The sequence below is a fragment of the Paracoccus tegillarcae genome (assembly GCF_002847305.1).
GTDB lineage: Bacteria > Pseudomonadota > Alphaproteobacteria > Rhodobacterales > Rhodobacteraceae > Paracoccus > Paracoccus tegillarcae.
In genome coordinates this window covers 2,361,090-2,378,209 of sequence record NZ_CP025408.1, presented here as the reverse complement: position 1 = coordinate 2,378,209, position 17,120 = coordinate 2,361,090, and the positions used below count along the sequence as shown (strand labels likewise).

At 64.1% G+C, this 17,120-nt stretch carries 14 protein-coding genes; 8 read left to right on the top strand and 6 right to left on the bottom strand.

Going from position 1 to position 17,120, the window contains the following annotated elements:
- Positions 1-11 precede the first annotated feature (11 nt).
- From rpsA to CUV01_RS11625, 4 genes are all read right to left on the bottom strand, one after another.
- Positions 12-1,691, bottom strand: a complete 1,680-nt coding sequence (rpsA, locus tag CUV01_RS11640; protein ID WP_101460621.1) for a 30S ribosomal protein S1 — start codon at positions 1,689-1,691, stop codon at positions 12-14.
- Positions 1,692-1,995: 304 nt separating this feature from the next.
- Entirely contained in the window at positions 1,996-3,432 is a 1,437-nt protein-coding gene (locus CUV01_RS11635) for an FGGY family carbohydrate kinase (RefSeq protein WP_101460620.1), read from the bottom strand.
- Positions 3,429-4,643: an FAD-dependent oxidoreductase gene (locus CUV01_RS11630; protein ID WP_198731813.1), complete on the bottom strand. Its 1,215-nt coding sequence runs from the start codon at positions 4,641-4,643 to the stop codon at positions 3,429-3,431. Before CUV01_RS11630 ends, CUV01_RS11635 begins: the two co-directional genes overlap by 4 nt.
- Positions 4,633-6,018, bottom strand: coding sequence for an NAD(P)/FAD-dependent oxidoreductase (locus CUV01_RS11625; protein ID WP_101460619.1), 1,386 nt, complete (start codon positions 6,016-6,018; stop codon positions 4,633-4,635). The genes CUV01_RS11630 and CUV01_RS11625 overlap by 11 nt, the downstream gene beginning before the upstream one ends.
- A 161-nt stretch (positions 6,019-6,179) precedes the next feature.
- Between CUV01_RS11625 and CUV01_RS11620 the strand changes: the two genes are divergently transcribed.
- From CUV01_RS11620 to CUV01_RS11585, 8 genes are all read left to right on the top strand, one after another.
- Complete coding sequence (locus CUV01_RS11620) at positions 6,180-6,938, top strand: DeoR/GlpR family DNA-binding transcription regulator (RefSeq protein WP_101460618.1); 759 nt, start codon at positions 6,180-6,182, stop codon at positions 6,936-6,938.
- A gap of 20 nt (positions 6,939-6,958) precedes the next feature.
- Positions 6,959-7,471, top strand: a complete 513-nt coding sequence (locus tag CUV01_RS11615; RefSeq protein ID WP_101460617.1) for a TRAP transporter small permease subunit — start codon at positions 6,959-6,961, stop codon at positions 7,469-7,471.
- A complete protein-coding gene (locus tag CUV01_RS11610; protein ID WP_101460616.1) occupies positions 7,468-8,805 on the top strand; it encodes a TRAP transporter large permease in 1,338 nt (445 codons plus the stop codon). The genes CUV01_RS11615 and CUV01_RS11610 overlap by 4 nt, the downstream gene beginning before the upstream one ends.
- Before the next feature lie 57 nt (positions 8,806-8,862).
- On the top strand, positions 8,863-9,948 hold the full coding sequence (locus tag CUV01_RS11605) for a twin-arginine translocation signal domain-containing protein (protein ID WP_101460615.1): 1,086 nt from the start codon (positions 8,863-8,865) through the stop codon (positions 9,946-9,948).
- A gap of 61 nt (positions 9,949-10,009) precedes the next feature.
- The gene (locus CUV01_RS11600) at positions 10,010-11,371 is read left to right on the top strand and encodes a glutamine synthetase family protein (RefSeq protein ID WP_101460614.1); all 1,362 of its coding nucleotides are present in this window, start codon (positions 10,010-10,012) and stop codon (positions 11,369-11,371) included.
- A 25-nt stretch (positions 11,372-11,396) separates the two neighbouring features.
- A complete protein-coding gene (locus CUV01_RS11595; RefSeq protein WP_101460613.1) occupies positions 11,397-12,785 on the top strand; it encodes an aldehyde dehydrogenase family protein in 1,389 nt (462 codons plus the stop codon).
- Entirely contained in the window at positions 12,782-13,936 is a 1,155-nt protein-coding gene (locus CUV01_RS11590) for an iron-containing alcohol dehydrogenase (RefSeq protein WP_101460612.1), read from the top strand. The genes CUV01_RS11595 and CUV01_RS11590 overlap by 4 nt, the downstream gene beginning before the upstream one ends.
- Positions 13,937-14,151: 215 nt before the next feature.
- Positions 14,152-14,643: a cytochrome b gene (locus CUV01_RS11585; RefSeq protein ID WP_157994838.1), complete on the top strand. Its 492-nt coding sequence runs from the start codon at positions 14,152-14,154 to the stop codon at positions 14,641-14,643.
- On the opposite strand, the gene CUV01_RS11580 is transcribed toward CUV01_RS11585, so the two are convergent.
- Both CUV01_RS11580 and CUV01_RS11575 read right to left on the bottom strand, forming a co-directional pair.
- Entirely contained in the window at positions 14,627-15,445 is an 819-nt protein-coding gene (locus CUV01_RS11580; protein ID WP_101460610.1) for a sugar phosphate isomerase/epimerase family protein, read from the bottom strand. The genes CUV01_RS11585 and CUV01_RS11580 overlap by 17 nt on opposite strands.
- Positions 15,442-17,112 (bottom strand): FAD-dependent oxidoreductase, encoded by a 1,671-nt coding sequence (locus CUV01_RS11575; protein WP_101460609.1) that lies wholly within the window; start codon positions 17,110-17,112, stop codon positions 15,442-15,444. The genes CUV01_RS11580 and CUV01_RS11575 overlap by 4 nt, the downstream gene beginning before the upstream one ends.
- Between the last annotated feature and the right edge of the window lie 8 nt (positions 17,113-17,120).

Sequence of the window (17,120 nt, the reverse complement as noted above, 5' to 3'; positions counted from 1 at the left end):
GATCGCGCGGATCAGTCGTTCTTGTTCAGCGCGGCGCCCAGGATGTCGCCCAACGAGGCGCCCGAATCCGAGCTGCCATACTGTTCGACGGCTTCTTTCTCTTCGGCGATCTCGCGTGCCTTGATCGACAGACCCAGACGGCGGGTCTTGGTGTCGATATTGGTGACGCGGGCATCGACCTTGTCGCCAACACCGAAACGCTCGGGGCGCTGGTCCTGACGGTCGCGTGCCAGATCGCTGCGGCGGATGAACGACTTGACGCCGTTATATTCCACCTCGATGCCGCCATCCTCGATCGAGGTGACCTCGACCGTGACGATCGAGCCGCGTTTGACGCCATCGACAGCCTCGGCCATCTGGTCGTTCTCAAGCGCCTTGATCGACAGGCTGATACGCTCTTTCTCGATATCAACGTCCTGAACCACGGCATGGACCATATCGCCCTTGCGGTAATCCTGGATCGCGTCTTCGCCGCGTGCGTCCCAGCTGATGTCGGACAGGTGAACCATGCCGTCGATATCGCCTTCCAGACCGATGAACAGGCCGAATTCGGTGATCGACTTGACCTCTCCTTCGATCTGCGTGCCGGTCGGATGGGTTTCGGCAAAGACCTCCCACGGGTTGCGCATGGTCTGTTTCAGACCCAGCGAAACACGGCGCTTGGCTTCGTCGATTTCCAGAACCATGACGTCGACTTCTTGCGAGGTCGAAACGATCTTGCCCGGATGGACGTTTTTCTTGGTCCAGCTCATTTCTGACACGTGGACCAGACCCTCGACACCCGGCGCCAGTTCGACGAAGGCACCGTAATCGGTGATGTTGGTCACGCGGCCAGCATGGACCGAGTTCAGCGGGAACTGCTCGATCACCGAATCCCATGGATCGGCTTGCAGCTGCTTCATGCCCAGGCTGATGCGGTGGCTGTCCTTGTTGATCTTGACGACCTGAACCTTGACGGTTTCACCGATCGACAGGATTTCCGAAGGATGATTCACACGGCGCCATGCCATGTCGGTGACGTGCAGCAGGCCGTCAACACCGCCCAGATCGACGAACGCACCGTATTCGGTGATGTTCTTGACCACACCGTCGACGGTCTGGCCTTCGGTCAGGTTTGCGATGACTTCGGCGCGCTGTTCGGCACGGCTTTCTTCCAGGATGGCGCGGCGCGAGACAACGATGTTGCCACGACGGCGGTCCATTTTCAGGATCTGGAAGGGCTGCTTCAGACCCATCAGCGGGCCGGCGTCGCGCACGGGGCGCACGTCAACCTGGCTACCGGGCAGGAACGCAACAGCGCCGCCCAGATCAACGGTAAAGCCGCCTTTGACGCGACCGAAGATGGCGCCTTCGACGCGCTCTTCGTCAGCATAGGCTTTTTCCAGACGATCCCAGGCTTCTTCGCGGCGGGCTTTCTCGCGCGAGATGCTGGCTTCACCGCGGGCGTTTTCGACGCGGTCCAGATAAACCTCGACTTCGTCGCCGACCGACAGGTCAGCTTCTTCGCCGGGATTTGCAAATTCTTTAAGATCGACGCGGCCTTCCATCTTGTAGCCGACATCGATGATGGCCTGGCCCGCCTCGATGGCGATGACCTTGCCTTTGACGACGCTGCCCTCATCGGGCGTGTCCATATCAAGGCTTTCCGTCAGCATAGCCTCGAAATCTTCCATGGTCGCACGTTCTGCCATGTGTCTCCGTTTCCTTTTTCAATACTGTTTCTGGCCATGCGGTTGGCTCCGCCGGTCTTTATCGTCTTTCGGGAATGACAAAGGGTCGCGGCGAAACGCCCGACCCGGTAGTGTGTTGGCCTGTTGTGACCATGTCGCCCAATTGACTTGGGGGCGATATAGGCCGTTCAGAGCAGCTTGGCAAGCCCGCCAAGCAGGAGATACAGGCCTTTCGCGCGTTGCCAGCAATCATGCGCGCAGGCCGAAATCGGCACCCGGCGGCCAAAGCGCATCGTTCGGATCAAGGCACCGGAGGCGCGGTGGCTCAGGGGGTGTCGGGCCCGATCTGCCGATTGATTGCTGTCAGCCCCTCGCGGATCGCCGCAAAGCGCCGCATTCTGCCATCGGCCAGTGCAGCCGCCTGCGTGTCTGGCTGAATGGCCGCCCGCCGGGAGGGTGCAGAGGCGGTTTGGCCCTCGACCTCATGTCCCATCTGGATCAGGCCGAGGGCGGTGGTTTCGACCTCATCCGCCAGATGCACCGGCTGGCGCAGCAGCCCGGCCAGAAAGTCCAGCAGGTAGCCGTTGCGCGCCATGCCACCATCGACCGACAGTGCGGTCAGCGGCTGCACCGCGTCCATGGCACGCACCGTTTCCGCAACGCGCATCGCCACGCCTTCGATCAGCGCCTGCATCATGTCGCGCCGGTCGGTTTGCAGCGACAGGCCAAACCAGCCTGCCCGCGCAGCCCGATCCCAATGCGGGCAGGCCAGTCCGGTCAGCGCCGGCAGAAAGGCCAGCCCCCGGTCGATGGCCGCAGGAGCGTCGAAATCACCGATCGCGGCGAAATCCTGAAACAACCCCAGATCACGCGCCCAATTCACCGCCGCAGCCGCGCTGTAGACGGCACCGTCCAGCGCGTAACGGACCGGCTGACCCGGCAATTGCCACGCGACCGTCGGCAGCGGGCCGGGATGTGCGGGTCGCAGCGGCCCCGTGGTGAGCGCCTGCACGAACGCGCCCGTGCCCAGCGTCACCTTGGCATCGCCCGGCACACGGCAGCCATGCCCGAACAGCGCCGCCTGCTGATCGACGATGCTGGCCACCAGCCGCGCACCCGAGGGCAGACGCCCCAGATCGCCCGCCGAGGGCGTGATCACGGGCAAGGCGTCGATCGGCACACCAAAGATCGCACATAGCGTCGGGTCCCATTCCCCATGATCGAGATGCATCAGCGAGGTGCGCGATGCGGTTGCGATGTCGGTCTCGAACCGCCCTGTCAGGCGCTCGCGAAACCAGGCATCGGTGGTTCCCAGCCGCAGCCGCCCGCGCTGCGCCAGATCGGCTGCCTCGGGGATATGGCGCATGATCCAGCCCAGCTTGCTGGCCGAAAAATAGGGATCCAGTGGCAAACCGGCCCGCGCCATTACCTCACCTGCCACGCCATCCGCCTGCAGGGCGCGGGTCACATCAGCGGTCCGGTCGTCCTGCCAGACGATCACCCGGCTAACGGCGCGACCATCCAGCGCATCCCAGGCAAGGCAGCTTTCGCCCTGATTGGCCAATGCCACCAGATCGGCGCCACCTGCATCCGCGCAATCGGCGACATGGCGCAGCAACTCGACCGGATCATGTTCGACATGGCCCGGTTGCGGCAAGATCTGACGGTGCTGCATCTGCCGCAGCACCCGCAATGACCCTTCGCCGGCCATCGCCAGTGCCCGTGTCGAGCTTGTCCCCTGATCTATGGCCAATATCTTCATCCGCGCTCGTCCAGCGTCAGCACCAACGGCGCGGCGGTCACCCCGGCTGGCAGAGAAAGCGTAATCCGGCGTTCGGGCCGCGCATTGATGCGCCGCCTAGCGATGATGCGTCCCATTTGTGTCAGCCGCAGCTCTCCGCGCGCGGCACGCGCAAGGCGTAGCTGAACGCGGTCGTGCCAGCCGGGGCGGGCCGGCAGGATGATCTGCGGCAAGGCATAGCGGATCGCGTCACCCACAATCTGCAACTCTGCCCCCTGCTCTCGATCCGGCAAGGCACCGGACAGATAGGCCGCGATCGCCTCGGCGGCGCGCTGTCCCTCGGCCCAGCATGCGCCCGCCGTCTCGACCGGGCGCAACAGGTTGCCGGCGGCGAAATATCCCGGCTGATCCAGTCTGCCGAAACTGTCGATCACCGGCCCGGTCGTGTCCGGATCCATCGCGATCCCGGCCATCGCCAAAAGCCCCGCCTCGGATCGAAAGGCGCCGGTCAGCAGCACACCATCGGTTGCGATCCGGCGGGTCCCGTCTGGTCCCACGATCTGCACGGCCTCGACACGGTCGCGTCCGAGTATCTCGGTGATCCGGCTTTGCATCATCAGCGGCACCCCCAGCAGGCGCGGCAAGGCCCAGGATGGCCCGCGGGCGATGACATTGCAGCCGGGCTCCACCATCGCGACGGGGTGGATGCCGGCCTGACGGCAGGTCAGCAGGGCCGAGAACGACACCAGTTCCGTCCCCAGCACGACCGGGCGCGAAAACGGGCGCTGGCCGTTCAGATGCACCATGCCCTGCAAGGCACCGAGGGTCAGGATCCCGCCCGGCTTTTGCCCGCCGATCATCCGCTGAATGCGGCTGGATTCCCGCGTCCCCGTCGCCAGCAGCACCGCACGCGCCGCCAGCTGCGCGATGCCCGCCGGTGTGGACAGCTCCAGCACCGGGCCCGGCAGCAGCGCGGTCGCTGTGGTATCACACATTATCCTGACGCCCACGGCCCGCGCCGCGGCTGCCAGCCGATCAGCATAGGCAGGACCGCGCAGCACCCGGCGGAATTCACGCATCCCAAAGGGCGAATGGCCGCAATGGCGCGGAATGCCGCCCGGTTGCGCCTCGCGTTCGATCACCACGACCTGCGTAAATCCCAATCTGGCCAGCACCGTGGCGGCCGCCAGCCCCGCTGGCCCCGCGCCGATGATGGCCACATCAGCCTGCATCCCCGCCTCCGCCGGTCAGCGGCTGCGTGAACCGGCCTTCGGTCATCCGCGCCAGTTCGGCCGAGCAGTAAAAGCCCTGACAGCGCCCCATCGTCACGCGGGTTCGCCGTTTCAAGCCGCCCAGAGAATTTGCCGGTGCCGGCGCGGTCAACGCGGCCTCGATCTCGCGTCGGGATACTTTCTCGCAGTGGCAGACAAGGCCCTGGTTGCCCGGCGCGCGCCAGTCACGCGCACCACCTTCGGCCAGCACCGGCATCTGCGGCCAGTGTTGCGGCTGCCGCGCGGACTGCCCGCCCGCCAGTGCCGCGACATGACTGGCGATGCCCAGCGCGGCAGACAGCCCGGTCGACCGTATTCCGCCGACCGTCACCAGCCCCTGGGACAGATCGGCGCGGATGCGATAGCCCTTTTCATCGGTTGCGGGGCGCAGGCCGGCATAGGCGGCGGTGATCTCTTGTCCGGCCAGTGCGGGCAGGATGCGAATTCCGGTCTGACGCAAGGCATCCAGTGTTTCGGGCACCAGCGTCGCGCAGTCGGGATCGTCCTGTTCCTCGGCAGTGGGGCCGACCAGCAGGTTGCCATAGACGGTCCGGCAGACCACGACCCCCTTGGTAACCGCGGTTGGAACGGGCAGCAGGATATGGCGAGCCAGCGCGGCCGCTGGCTTGTCAAAGACCACGAACTGGCCTTTGCGTGGGCGGATCTGAAACCAGCTTTCCCCCGTCAGCAGACGTTGCACATGATCGCCCCAAAGGCCGGCGGCGTTCACGACCAGCCCGGCCTGCACCTGACCCGCGCCGCTGTGCAGATCCCAGCGGTCGGCCAGCCGCCGGGCAGAGGTTACCTCGGCACGGCAGCGCAATTCGGCCCCGTGAGCAATGGCCTGATACAGATAGGCATGGGCCGCCGACCAGGGGTCGATCAGCGCCTCGCCGGGAACCCGGAAACCGGCCCGGATTTCGGGCGCAAGATGCGGCTCGGCCTGCAGCAGATCGGCACGCTCCATCGGCTGGATGTCGGTCACACCATTGGCACGGGCCTGCGCCATCAGGGCGGGCAGCGCCGTCTGCTGTTCCTCGTCCCAGGCCAGGACCAGCGCACCGGCGCGGTCCAGCGGCAGGTTCATGCGCTGATGGATCTGCAGATATTCGGCGTGACCGGCGCGGATGCAATCCAGCTCGAGACTGCCTGCGGGCGCATCGAAACCGGTATGCAGGATGGCACTATTGCCCTTGGACGCGCCGTCCAGCACGTCGTGGCCGCGTTCCAGAATTACGACCCGCGCGCCATCGATGGCAAAGCGCCGTGCAATGGCGCAGCCGACAATGCCTGCCCCGATCACCGCCACGTCAAACCCGGATGTCGCAGCCACCATCGCCCCCGATCTCTGGTGCAGCCTAGCGCTGAACTGACTGAATGGGCAAGTGCCTTGCCTGTTTTGTGGGATTTCACGCGCAAGATGACAGGTTTCCAACGAAAAATGTTGACATGGGCGATGCTGCCGGGGTTCGCTTTTGTTAACGGGAACGGATCACAATGAAACCTCGCGAGAGACGATTGCAGATCGAAGGGCTCATTCGGGAACAAGGTGCTGCAAGCGTCGAGGCGCTGGCAGACCGCTTTACCGTCTCGACCGAGACCATCCGCAGGGATCTGTCGCAACTGGCCGAGGCGGGCCGGATCATCAAGGTCCATGGCGGCGCGCGCAGCACGCGCCTGTTGAACGAACCCTCGATGCCGGTCCGTGCCGGGCTGGCCTGCGGCGAAAAGGCCCGGATCGGCCGCAGACTGGCCGAGGCAATCGGCCCGGGCGACACGCTGTTCATCGACACCGGATCGACCACGCTGGCAGCCGCCGCCGCTCTGGCGCAGATCGCGGGGCTGACGATCATCACCAATTCCCTGCGGCTGGCCGAGACACTGACGCTTGAGGGGTCGGATGCCGATATCCACCTGCTGGGCGGGCGCTATGCGGCCGAGAACGCACAGACCGTTGGCCCCTCGGTTCTGGGCCAGATCGCCGAATATCAGGCCGATCACTGTGTGCTGACCGTCGCCGCCCTGTCGCCCGAGGTGGGCGCGATGGATGCCAGCCATGACGAGGCCCAGATCGCGCGCACCATGCTGGCCAATGCCCGCAACCTGATCGTGCTGGCCGACAGCACCAAGCTGGGACGCCGCGCGGCCTTTACCGTCTGCCGCACCGACCGGATCGGGCTGATCATCACCGACGACCGCATCAGCACCACCGCACACGCAGCCTTCGACGCCAGCGGAGTCGCGGTCTGGACCTGAGGAAAGGAACACCGCGCGCCATGCCCAAGATCATCCGCAGCTATGTGCGCACCGTCGACCGCGTCAGCGATTGGGCCGGTTGGCTGGCGGCATCGCTGATCTTTCTCATGGGTGCGACGCTGTTGTTCGATGCGGTGACGCGCAACGTGATCAACATGCCGGTTCATTGGGCGATCGAACTGACGCAGTTCACGCTGGCCGCCTATTATTTTCTGGGCGGCCCCTTCACCCTGAAGAACGAGGACCATGTGCGCATGGATCTGCTGTATTCGCGGCTCAGCGAACGCGGCAAGGCCAAGCTGGACCTTGTGACCATCTGGTGCCTGATCTTCTATCTGGGGGTGATGCTGGCCGGCTCGATCAGCAGCCTGCGATACGCGATCTCAACCGATGAGCGGCGCTTTTCGATGTGGAATCCGTCGGTCATTCCGATCAAGGCGCTGATGGTCTTTTGCCTCATCCTGATGCTGCTGCAGGCGTTCTCGCTGGTGTTCAAGCATATCGCGACCCTGCGCGGAGAGACCCTCACATGAGTTACGAGGCCATCGCCCTTTTGATGTTCGCCTCGATGGTGTTGCTGTTGGTCAGTGGCCAGCGTGTCTTTGCGGCAATCGGCTTTGTCGCCGCGGGCGCGGCGCTGTTGCTTTATGGTCAGGGCGCGATCGAGCTGCCGTTCAACCAGGTGTTCAAGCTGTTCAACTGGTACGCGATGCTGACGCTGCCGATGTTCATCTATATGGGCTACGTCCTGTCGGAATCCGGCATTGCCGAGGATCTCTACAAGATGCTGCATGTCTGGTTCGGGCGGCTGCGCGGCGGTCTGGCCATCGGCACGATCTTTCTGATGGTCATCATCTCGGCGATGAACGGGTTGTCTGTCGCCGGCATGGCCATCGGCGCAACCATCGCCCTGCCCGAGATGCTGCGGCGCGGTTATGACAAGGTGCTGATCTCGGGTGTGGTGCAAGGCGGTGCGTCGCTTGGCATCCTGATCCCGCCCTCGGTGGTGATGGTGCTCTACGGCATGATCGCGCGCCAGCCGGTGTCGAAACTGTGGTTCGCCGGGCTTATCCCCGGCCTGATCATGGCGGCGATGTTCGTCGCCTATATCGTCGTACGCGCCCGCATGAACCCGGCGCTTGCCCCGGTCGTGGACGAGGAAGAGTTGAACATGCCCTTCAGGGAAAAGCTGGCGCTGGCACGCGCGGGCATCATTCCCTTCGTGATCTTCTTTACCATGACCGGCCTCTTCGTGATGGGCTATACCTCGCTGGTCGAAAGCTCGGCCGTGGGGGCAACGGCTGCGACGCTGGCCACCGTGGCAAAGGGGCGCTTTACCTGGCAATTGATCAAGAACGTGTCGATGAAGACCCTGTCGGTCAGTTGCATGTTCCTGTGGCTGATCCTGGCGGCGCTGGCCTTTGGCGCGGTGTTTGACGGGCTGGGTGCTGTGCGCGCGGTCGAGAACCTGTTCATCAACACCTGGGATCTGGGCCCGTGGCAGGTGATCATCATGATGCAGCTATCCTTCATCGTGATGGGCATCTTTCTGGACGATACTGCCATGCTGGTCATCGTTGCGCCGCTTTACGTGCCGCTGGTGGGGATGCTGGATCTGGGCTTTGACAACCAACTGATCTGGTTCGGCGTGCTCTACACGATCACCTGCCAGATTGCGTATATCACCCCGCCCTTTGGCTATAACCTGTTCCTGATGCGCTCGCTCGCGCCCAGGGAAATCACGCTGATCGACATCTATCGGTCGATCTGGCCGTTTGCGCTGATGATGGCGATCACCATCGCGCTGGTGATGCTGTGGCCCGGCCTTGCGCTGTGGCTGCCCGAGCAGATGAATGTACGGGGCTGACCCCGAACCACAACGAGACCCCGGCAAGAGGGTCATAACCCAACCAAGGAGGACGATATGACCAAGAAGCTATTGACCCCATCGGAACGGATTCTCTCTGGGCGCCGCGATTTCCTGAAAAAGGCCGGGCTTGGCGCGGGGGCTGCGGCAGCCTCGACGCTGGCCGCGCCCGCCGTGCTGGCGCAGGGTGCGCCGCTGAAATGGCGGCTGCAATCCTATTCCGGTGCACCGCTTGGCGCCCATGTGATCAAGCCGCAGATCGACGCCTTCAACGCCGCCGCTGATGGCCAGATGGAGATCGAACTATACTACGCCGACCAGTTGGTTCCCACCGCCGACCTGTTCCGCGCCATGCAGAACGGCACGCTGGACGCGGTGCAATCGGATGAGGCAACCATGGCCTCGCCGGTCGATATTTCGGTTTTCGGGGGCTATTTCCCCTTTGCCACGCGCTACAGTCTCGATGTGCCTTCGCTGTTCAAATATTACGGCCTGAACGAGATCTGGAAAGAAGCCTATGACGAGGTCGACAACGTCACCTGGCTATCGGCTGGCGCGTGGGATCCGCTGCACATCTTTACCGTCGACAAACCGATCCGCAGCCTTGCCGACATGCAGGGCCTGCGCGTCTTTGGGGTGCCGACTGCGGGCAAGTTCCTGTCGCGTTACGGGCTGATCCCGGTCACCATCCCATGGGACAACGTCGAGGTCGCCATGCAAACCGGCGAATTGGACGGCGTTGCCTGGTGCGGCTTTACCGAGGCCTATGAAGTGGGCTGGGCCGATGTCTGCAATTACGCGCTGACCAATTCGGTGACCGGCGCGTGGTTCGGCAGCTATTTCGCGAACGCCGCCAGTTGGGACAAGGTGCCCGAACACCTGAAACAGCTGTTCCTGATGTCCATCGACCAGTCGCATTACTATCGCGCGGTCTGGTATTGGGGCGGCGAGGCCAAGCTGCGGGTCGAGGGCGAGAAGATGGAACTGACCAGCATCCCGCCCGAGGAATGGAACCAGGTCACCAAGGATGCCGAGAGCTTCTGGGACGAGGTGGCCGCATCCAGCGACCGTGCGGGTCGCGTGGTGCAGGCCTTCAAGACCTATGCCGCGAATATGGAAGCGGCCGGCTATCCCTATCGCTGACGTCTGATATGCTTGCCGGGCGCGACCCATCGCGCCCGGCCCCTGACGACCGGAGAAGATCATGCCTGCAAACCTGACCATGGACAGCCTGAAAACCGCAATTGCGGCTGGCGAGATCGACACCGTTGCCGTGGCGCTGGTCGATATGCAGGGCCGGCTGATGGGCAAGCGTTTCCATGCGCAGCATTTTCTGGATGCGCATGACGAAACCCATTGCTGCAACTATCTGCTGGCCACCGATTACGAGATGTTCACCGTGCCCGGCTATCAGGCCACCAGTTGGGAAAAGGGCTATGGCGACTATACCATGCGCCCGGATCTGAGCACGCTGCGCCGGCTGCCCTGGGCGCCCGGTACCGCGCTGTGCATGGCCGATCTCTTGGATCACCACAGCCATGAGCCCGTCCCCCATGCACCGCGCAATGTGCTGGCCGCGCAGGTCGCCCGCGCCCATGACATGGGGTTCGAGCCGATGATGGCGACCGAGTTGGAATTCTTCATGTTCGAAGAGAGTTTCAAGGAACTGTTCGACGCGGGCTACCAGACGCCCACGCCCACCGCGCGCTTCAATGTCGATTACGCACTGGCAGAGACCTCGGGCGATGAGGCGGTGATGCGCCCGCTGCGCAACGGGCTCTACGCCGCCGGCATCCCGGTCGAATGTTCCAAGGGCGAGGCAGAGCGCGGCCAGCACGAAATCAACGCCCGTTATTCCGACGCGCTGGACACGGCGGATATGCATGTGCTGATCAAGATGGCCACCAAAGACATCGCGCGGCAGGCCGGGCGCTCGGTCACGTTCATGGCCAAATACAACCATGACCGGGTTGGCAGTTCGTCGCATGTGCATCAGTCGCTGGCCCAGGACGGCGCGAATATCTTTGTCGATGCCAGCGATCCGCATGGCATGTCGGCGCTGATGAAATCCTATGTCGCAGGGCAATTGGCCCATGCCGACGCGCTGACCCTGTTTCTTGCGCCCAATATCAACAGCTACAAACGCTTTGTTTCCGGCACCTTCGCCCCCACCCGCGCAGTCTGGAGCGTGGATAACCGCACCGCCGGGTTCCGCCTGTGCGGTGAGGGCAGCAAGGCCGTGCGCATCGAATGCCGCATCGGCGGGGCCGACCTGAACCCCTATATGGCCTGCGCCGCCCTGCTGGCCGCCGGGCTGGACGGGATCGCGAAGGGCATGACGCTTGGACCGGCGCTGTCGGGCGACGTCTATCAGGCAGCCGACGCCCCCGAGGTGCCGCGCACATTGGGCGCAGCCGCAGAGGCGGCATCGAAGTCTGCAATGCTGCGTGCCGCCTTTGGCGAGGAGGTGGTGGACCATTACTGCCGCGCCGCCATGTGGGAGATCGAAGAACAAAACCGCGTCGTGACCGATTGGGAGGTCGCACGCGGGTTCGAACGCGCCTGAGGCGCCTTGAAATGAAAGTCTGACAATGTCGGGAAAGATAAAGCTGGTTTCGCCGATTGACGGCGCGGTTCATGTCGAACGGGACATCTTGTCCCCCGATCAGGCGCGCGACGCCGTCGCCCGCGCCCGCGCAGCGCAGCCCGAATGGGCCGCGCGCCCGCTGGATGAACGGATCGGGCTGGTCATGGCCGGAATCGATGCGCTGATTGCGATGAATGATGAGATCGTGCCGGAACTGGCGCGGATGATGGGCCGCCCGGTGCGCTATGGCGGCGAGATGGGCGGCGTGCGCGAACGTGCCGATTATATGGCGGGCATCGCGACCAGCGCGCTGGCCCCGCAGATCGCCGAAGACAGCGACGCCTTTCACCGCGAATTGCGGCGCGAGCCGGTGGGCGTGGTCTTTGTCATCGCGCCCTGGAACTATCCCTATCTGACCGCCATCAACGCTATCCTGCCCGCGCTGATGGCCGGCAATTCGGTGGTGCTGAAACATGCCAGCCAGACGTTGCTGGCGGGTGACCGGCTGGCGCGGGCAATGCATCAGGGCGGTGTGCCCAAGGACGTATTCCAGAACCTGATCCTGGACCACGCCACCACCGAGGCACTGATCGCCGAGCGCAGCTTTGGGTTCGTGAATTTCACCGGCTCGGTCGGGGGAGGTCAGGCCATCGAACGTGCGGCGGCGGGCGGGTTCACCGGCACCGGGCTGGAACTGGGCGGCAAGGATCCGGGCTATGTCGCCGAGGATGCTGACCTTGACGCCGCCGTGGACGGGCTGATGGACGGCGCGATGTTCAATTCAGGCCAATGCTGCTGCGGGATCGAACGGATTTATGTCCATGACAGCCTTTATGACGCCTTTGTCGCCAGGGCCGCCGATTGGGTCCGCGACCTGCGCCTTGGTGACCCGTTGGATCCGGAAACCACCATGGGGCCGATGGCCCATGCCCGCTTTGCCCGGCTGGTCCGCGACCAGATCGGTGACGCCATCGCAGCGGGCGCGCGTCCCCTGATCGATGCGGGCGGATTCCCCGCCGATGACGGCGGCGCCTATCTGGCGCCGCAGGTGCTGGTCGATGTGACCCATGACATGCGGGTCATGCGCGAGGAAAGCTTTGGCCCGGTGGTCGGGATCATGCGCGTCTCGGGTGATGATCAGGCCATCGAGTTGATGAATGACAGCGATTACGGTCTTACGGCGTCGATCTGGACGTCTGATGCAGGCCGCGCAGCGAAGATCGGCAACCGGCTGGAGACCGGCACCGTTTTCATGAACCGCTGCGACTATCTGGACCCGGCGCTGTGCTGGACCGGCGTCAAGGATACCGGGCGCGGCGCCAGCCTGTCGGCGCTTGGCTTTCAGGCCGTAACCCGCCCCAAATCCTTCCATCTGAAAAAGGTGACTGCATGAACCTGACCGCCAACTGGTCCTATCCGACCGCCATCAAGTTCGGCGCTGGCCGGATCGCTGAACTGCCCGATCTGTGCCGCGCGGCAGGCATCACCCGACCGCTCTTGGTCACCGACCGAATGCTGGCCGATCTGCCGATCACGCTGACCACCCTTGCCCGGCTGGAAGCCGCAGGTCTGGGCCGCGCCCTCTTTTCCGATGTCGATCCCAATCCGAATGAAGGCAATATGCAGGCAGGTCTGACGGCCTATCGCGCTGGCGACCATGACGGGGTTGTCTGCTTTGGCGGTGGCTCGGCGCTGGATCTGGGCAAGATGATTGCGCTGATGGTCGATCAGCCGGTCCCGGTCTGGGAACTCGAGGATATCGGCGACTGGTGGACCCGCGCCAATCCCGACACCATCGCCCCGATCATTGCCGTGCCGACCACGGCGGGAACCGGTTCAGAGGTCGGGCGCGCCGGCGTCCTGACCAACAGCGACACGCATCAGAAAAAGATCATCTTTCACCCAAAATTGCTGCCCACCTACACGATCTGCGACCCGGAACTGACCATGGGGATGCCGCGCGCGATCACCGCAGGCACCGGCATGGATGCGCTGGCCCATTGCCTCGAGGCCTATTGCAGTCCGCATTACCACCCGATGAGCCAGGGGATCGCATTGGAGGGCATGCGGCTGGTGTTGGAAAACCTGCCCCGCGCCTATGCCACACCCGACGATCTGCAAGCGCGCGCCCATATGATGAGCGCGGCAGCCATGGGCGCCGTGGCGTTTCAAAAGGGCCTTGGCGCAATCCATTCGCTCAGCCATCCGATAGGCGCGGTCTACAACACCCATCACGGCACCACGAATGCGGTGGTCATGCCCATGGTGCTGGATTTCAACCGCCCCGCGATCGAGGACCGCATCGCCCGCGCCGCCCGCTATCTGGGTATTGATGACGGTTTCGACGGTTTTCGCGCCCGTGTGATGAGCCTGCGGGCCGATTTGAAAATCCCCGGCAATCTTGCCGCCATGGGGGTCGAGGAAAGCCGGCTGGACGAATTGACCGAGATGGCGCTGGCTGATCCCTCTTGTGGTGGCAACCCCGTCGAGATGACGCAGGCAAACACCCGTGCGCTGTTTCAGGCTGCGATGTCCGACGCCTGAAACCGGCACCCCTTCGTCGCGCATCGTGCAGCGACAGTGGCCGGCGGCCCAGCAGCCACGTTACCCGGTTCGCCACAGTGCGACGGGCGGGCTTTGGTATCCTGACCACTGAACCGCCGAGCGGTTTTTCTAAAGGGTTTTTGGGGTTTGCCCGTGCGTCCCCCGCTGGCCACGCTAGACTGATGACGAGCATCAAGCGAATCGGAGTCGTCGCCATGAGCCATCACTCCCACCAGGCCGCATCGTTCACCCATACGCAAAAGGCGCTGCACTGGACCGTCGTCGCGCTGCTATTGCTGCAATACCTGTTCTTCGACGGCATGGGCCGCCCCTTGCGCGAAAAGATCGAGACCGGCATCGCCACGTTTTCCTTTACCGTCGTCGCCCATATCGTCATCGGCGTCACGGTTCTGGTTCTGGCGGTTTGGCGCATCAGATTGCGCATGACCCACGGCGCGCCCACCGCGCCAGGCAGCGAGCCAGGCTGGGCGCGAACACTCGCCAGGATTTCCCTTATCCTGATGTATGTGATGCTGATCGGGCTGCCTATCGGGGGCATGATCGGTTGGTTCACCAGTTCCGAGGCCATCGCCGGTCTGCACGCTTTGGGCACCAATGTCCTGCTGGCGCTGATCCTGCTGCATGTTGGCGCCGTTCTGGTCCATCAATTCATCTGGAAAACGGGGCTGCTCAGCCGGATGATCTGATCCGGGCCAGATGGGCCGTCGTCACATCGTGGATCCGGCGCAGAACCGCTGCGCCGCCACGTTCGGTCAGCATCTGGGTCATCGGCACCTCAAGCGACAGATCAATGTCTTTGGGCAGTGCCTCGATAAATCTATCCAGTTCGATTTCACCCTGACCGGGCGGCAACCGCTCGGCGCGGGCGGTGTGCAGCAGGTTCTGGCTGCCATAAACCGGCAAACGCGGCGCATCGCAAAGATGGGCAAAGGGCAATCGCGCGGACGGTATGCTGGCCAGCAGCGCGTGATCCGGGTCCGAGCGGTCGAAATGCAGGCTGTCGACCAGAATGCCAATTTCAGGCCCGGCCTGCTGCACCACGCGCCAGCATGTCGCAAGATCGGGCACCACGGTCCAGGGAAAGAACTCCAGCACGACACCGATCTGACGCGACGCAGCCAACGCGGACAGGTCACCCAAGCCGTCGGCCAGACGCGACAGGTCGTCGTCATAGGGCGCGGCAATCAGATGCCGGGCGCCAAGATCGGCCCCCGCATCCAGCATCGGTGCCAGACCCGCAATGTCGATCTGGGGCGTGATCTTGACGAATTCGATGTCGCGCACAGCCAGACCCGTCGCCCGCATCGCAGCACGGGTTGCGCGCAGCGCGGCGGGGTCCGCCATCAACGGATAGCCGGGGCTATCCCCGGTCACGCGCAAGAGACGCAGCCCGACACCGGAAAAGCCCGCATCGGCGGCCGCATGGATGAAATCGGGTGGCGGCAGGGTGATGGCGGACAGATGGGCTGCGGACAGACGGTGGCTCATGACGCCCCCTTTGCCGCATGGCGACCGGCGATAAAGCCAAAGGTCAGGGCCGGGCCAAGGTTGATGCCGCCCGCTGGATAATGCCCGCCAAAGACGCTGAGCGCATCGGCCCCGGCGGCATAAAGGCCAGGGATCGGCGCGCCGGCGGCATCCAGCACACGGGCCTGCGGATCGGTGGTAATGCCGGCAAGTGTGCCAAAGCTGCCGGGCAGAACCTCGACCGCGTAAAAGGGTGCGTTCACGATCGGGGCAAGGCAGGGGTTCGGGCGCTGTTCGGGATCACCCTGCAGGCGCATATAGGGCGTGGTGCCACGGCCAAATCGGGGGTCCTTGCCCTGTGCGGCATGGCTGTTGAAGGTTTTTACCGTCCGCGCCAACCCAGCCGCATCAATGCCCGTGACGGCAGCCAGATCCGTCAAAGACACACCCCGCTTCAGATAGCCCGACCGCACCCAGCCCCCCAAAGGCATCGGCGCGGGCCGCACGATGCCCAGACCATAGCGGCGAATAAAGCGGTGATCACAGATCAGCCAGGACCGCGCGGGTTGGCCGACCGGTACTGCCGACAGCATCGCGCGCACATAGTCATGATAGCCCAGCCCCTCGTTACAGAACCGCCGGCCATCGGCCAACACCCCGATCAGACCGGGTTTGCCGCGCTCGATGATATGGGGAAAGCCGCCCTCACGCCCGCCGGGCCAGACCGCACGGCTGACCGGACAATAGGCGGCGGGCGCAGCGACATCGGCGCTGAACGCACCCCCAACCGCCTTGATCAGGCGCGCGCCGTCGCCTGTCGCGGTCGGCACGGCAAGGCTGATGTGTTCGGCGTTGCGTGGCATCAGATCCTCGCGCAGAACCGGGTCGTGAGGAAAGCCCCCGGTTGCGATTACCACCCCTGCCCTCGCGGTCAGGGTGCGGGTCGCGGTCTGAACCCCAGTCACGCGTCCATCCGTCCGGATCAGCCCCGTCACCGTTACAAACGTGCGCAGATCGACCCTCAGATCCAGCGCAGAGCGGATCAGCCGGGCGATCAACGCGCTGCCATTGCGCAGCTGCATCGCGCGTCGATGGATCGCCAGATCCGCCATATGCCGCGTGATACGGCCGGCGACATAGCCGAAAGAACGGACCGAGCGCGTGGCCGTCATGAATGCCTTGAGATCCGGCCCGGCCTGAATGGTCATCCCGCGCAGGGTGGTTTCGGGCAACGGCTCGCGCAGCAAGGCAATTTCGCGGCCCAGTTGACGTCCGTCATAGGGCTTGGCGATGACCGAACGCCCGCCCGTCCCGGCGCCTCGCAGATCGCCATAGGTGTCGGGGATCGGCAAGCCGCCGTCGAATTGCAGGGCAGTCTGTGTGTCAAAGAACTCGACCATCTGCGGCGCGGCGGCCAGAAAGGCGTCGACGCGTGGCGCATCGAACCGATCGCCAAGAACGCCTTGCAGATAAAGACGCGGCAGTGCCCGGTCTTCGGTCATCCCTGCGCGCCGCGCGATCTCGTTGCCGGGCGCCCAGATCCAGCCCCCGGACCAGGCGGAGGTGCCGCCCAGCACCGGCGCCTTTTCCAACAGCGCCACGCTTAATCCGTGATGCGCCGCCGTGACTGCCGCAGACAGCCCTGCGGCGCCCGAGCCCAGCACGATCAGATCATAAGCCTCAGCCATATTGCCCC